This is a genomic window from Duncaniella sp. (assembly GCF_029054785.1).
Taxonomy (GTDB): Bacteria; Bacteroidota; Bacteroidia; order Bacteroidales; family Muribaculaceae; genus Duncaniella.
The window spans coordinates 1-2,645 of record NZ_JAIDEN010000156.1 but is presented as its reverse complement, the minus strand read 5'-3'; the positions used below and the strand labels follow the sequence as shown (position 1 = coordinate 2,645).

Genomic DNA, 2,645 nt, shown 5'->3' with positions numbered 1-2,645 from the left:
GACCGTCAGAGTCAATGACCGTGTGATCCCACACGAGACAGTGTCGAAAGTGATTGCTTTTCTGTGTCTTTATGTCATGATCATCATGGTCGGCGGCATTTTGCTTACGGCAATGGGATTGCCTTTGGTCGATTCATTTTTCTCTGCCTTTTCCTGCATCAGCAATACAGGTCTCGGCGCCGGAGTGACAGGCTATGGCGGGTCATATTCAGTTGTCCCGGATCTTGGCAAATGGCTGTTGGCTCTGATAATGATGATCGGTCGACTGGAACTTTTCACAGTTCTAATACTCTTCACACCGACATTCTGGAAGAAGTAAGACAAGCCGGCTTTATGATTGTAGAGATTTGTTCATAACGACGAATTAGATAAATATTTGAAATGATTGAGACCGCCCGTCTGATTTTGCGCCACTGGAAAGAGGAAGATGCCGAGTCTTTATATAAATATGCTTCCGACGGCAGAGTGAGCGAGATGGCTTTGTGGCCGCGGCATACATCCGTTGAAATGAGCCGACAGGTCATCACAGACTTTTTCATTCCAAATCCGGATACATTCGCTATGGTTTTGAAATCGACCGGCGAAGCGATCGGGTGCATCGGACTGGTGCCGGAAGGAGATGAGCACTACACTCCGCTGTCCGATGAGCGTGAAGTCGGCTATTGGGTAGGCTATCCATACTGGGGAAACGGATTGACAACCGAAGCTCTTGAATCTCTGATCGGATTTTGCCGTGACAGACTCAATCTGCAATCGCTTCTGATCACGACTGACCACAACAACACTGCATCGCAGCGTGTGGCCGAAAAGTGCGGGTTCAAGTTCATAGAAGATTACAGCAACCCCGATTGCAGCGGTAAAGCATACCGGCTTATGCTGAAAACAGTCACAGCCTGAGTCTGATGAAACACAGGCTGTGACTGGAAGTATAAACTCGCTATTTCAGGAGCTCATAAATTTCCACGCGATTGTTATCGGCGGGAAAAATGAAGATTGCTTTGCGTTCGCCTATTTTGTAAACAGTTCCGGCAATGGAATTTTCACTTCCATACGCCGTCTGAGGGTCGTCATTGACACTCCAGCCTCCGATGAAGATAAGAGATTTCGGTCCGTTCTGATATAGATATCCGGATTTACGCTGACTACCGTTAGTTTTTTCAAAAAATACTTTCCCGTCAATTATCTTGAAGCAGCAATTGAAATAGGGATATGAGAAAATTCCGTTGTGTGCATCTATCTGTATGGATCGCACTCGCCTGAAGCGAATCATTTCCTCAGGTGTGACAGGATATGTTTTTGCGTTAAGCAGTTTTCAATAAGTTGTCTGGCAATCTGCGCTCCTCCGCAAATCCAGATATTCTTTCCGGATTGCTGTCGAAGTTCATCTACAAGTCGGCATACGGATGTGTTTCTGAAATGGATATGTCCGGTCTCAATGTTTTCGTCATCGTGTGTGATGACGAAAGTGGTTGCTCCGATATAGGGCTACTGATCCGGAGAAAGTTCCGTTACGATCTGGTCGTAAGTTCTTTTCCCCATGATGACAGTATCAATCGAGTCAAAGAACGGAGTGAATGTATCCTCCGGCTCAACGGTTTTATCCTGACCTTTTATCCAGTCAACGGAGCCGTTTCTGTCGGCGATATAACCATCGACACTTACAGCTATATATAGAATTACATCTTTTATATATAGAATTACATCTTTCATCCTTCATTAAGGATTTTTTTTAGAGCCTTTTTTACATACTCGATATTGCTGTCGGTAAGCAGAGGGATGAGTCGCTGAATTTCATGAATGTCTTTGTTCCACCACTGCAACTGCAATAATAACTCAATCATCTCGTTGTCAAAACGTTTTCTGATTGGTTTTGCCGGATTGCCTGCAACGATTGTGTAAGGCTCGACGTCATGTCCCACGACACTGTTAAGCCCGATGATTGCACCGTCACCTATATTCACACCTGGCAGGATCGTTGCGTTTTGTCCAATCCAGACGTCATTGCCGATTACTGTGTCTCCTTTCATTGGCAAGTCATCTGGTGCCGGAGGTGTCTGTGTCCAGCCATCCATGATATAGAACGGATAGGTTGAAGTCGAGTTCATCTGATGGTTGGCCCCATTCATAATAAATGTGACGCCTGAGGCTATCTGGCAGAACTTGCCGATGATCAGTCGGTCGCCGTTGAAATCATAATGATGCAACACATGCTTTTCAAAGTCAGTATCGCTGAAATATGTAAAATCTCCGACGATAATGTTTGGATTATTGACCGTCGGTCTGACATAGGTGACTGTCTTGCATCCTGCTACCGGGAAAATAATATTGGGGTCTGGTGTCATAAATAGTTCAATATTGCCAACGTGTAATCGGTCATGGGAACAGTATAATATGCCATAATCCGATGCTATCTGTTTCTATTCAAAAAAGCGGCTGTCAGTTCAGGTCGGTTCAGCGTCATGGCTGACGAGTCTTCGAGATTTTCAGCGTCTTCATCATCCGATATTGAAATAAAGAATGTGATTTCTTCGGTGCGTTCTCCGAATATACCTGAACTTTTTACCTGCATCATCGCTGAGATCATCGCACTGAAGAAAAAGGCTTCGCTAGGCAAAGTACTGTTGTTTTCCCACAGCGATTTGCTC

The 2,645-nt window shown here is 45.0% G+C and carries 6 protein-coding genes; 3 read left to right on the top strand and 3 right to left on the bottom strand.

Annotated features, from left to right (window positions below):
* Positions 1-319: potassium transporter TrkG (locus tag K2H17_RS09680; protein ID WP_300134159.1), on the top strand; the 319-nt coding region annotated here is incomplete at its 5' end.
* 62 nt (positions 320-381) lie between these two features.
* Positions 382-897: a GNAT family N-acetyltransferase gene (locus K2H17_RS09675; protein ID WP_300134156.1), complete on the top strand. Its 516-nt coding sequence runs from the start codon at positions 382-384 to the stop codon at positions 895-897.
* A gap of 40 nt (positions 898-937) precedes the next feature.
* Here the strand turns inward: K2H17_RS09675 and K2H17_RS11240 are convergent, their stop codons facing one another.
* Complete coding sequence (locus K2H17_RS11240; RefSeq protein WP_363319938.1) at positions 938-1,270, bottom strand: DUF4893 domain-containing protein; 333 nt, start codon at positions 1,268-1,270, stop codon at positions 938-940.
* Positions 1,271-1,320: 50 nt separating this feature from the next.
* Between K2H17_RS11240 and K2H17_RS09670 the strand changes: the two genes are divergently transcribed.
* Entirely contained in the window at positions 1,321-1,674 is a 354-nt protein-coding gene (locus K2H17_RS09670) for a hypothetical protein (RefSeq protein ID WP_300134153.1), read from the top strand.
* A gap of 32 nt (positions 1,675-1,706) precedes the next feature.
* Here the strand turns inward: K2H17_RS09670 and K2H17_RS09665 are convergent, their stop codons facing one another.
* Positions 1,707-2,342, bottom strand: a complete 636-nt coding sequence (locus K2H17_RS09665; protein WP_300134150.1) for a CatB-related O-acetyltransferase — start codon at positions 2,340-2,342, stop codon at positions 1,707-1,709.
* 65 nt (positions 2,343-2,407) lie between these two features.
* A partial coding sequence (locus K2H17_RS09660; RefSeq protein WP_300134147.1) for a DUF4303 domain-containing protein occupies positions 2,408-2,645 on the bottom strand: 238 nt, incomplete at its 5' end.

Coding starts and splice junctions, on each gene's coding strand:
- K2H17_RS11240 (WP_363319938.1), bottom strand. CDS start 1,270: ATGATTCGCTTCAGGCGAGTGCGATCCATACAGATAGATGCACACAAC.
- K2H17_RS09665 (WP_300134150.1), bottom strand. CDS start 2,342: ATGACACCAGACCCCAATATTATTTTCCCGGTAGCAGGATGCAAGACA.
- K2H17_RS09675 (WP_300134156.1), top strand. CDS start 382: ATGATTGAGACCGCCCGTCTGATTTTGCGCCACTGGAAAGAGGAAGAT.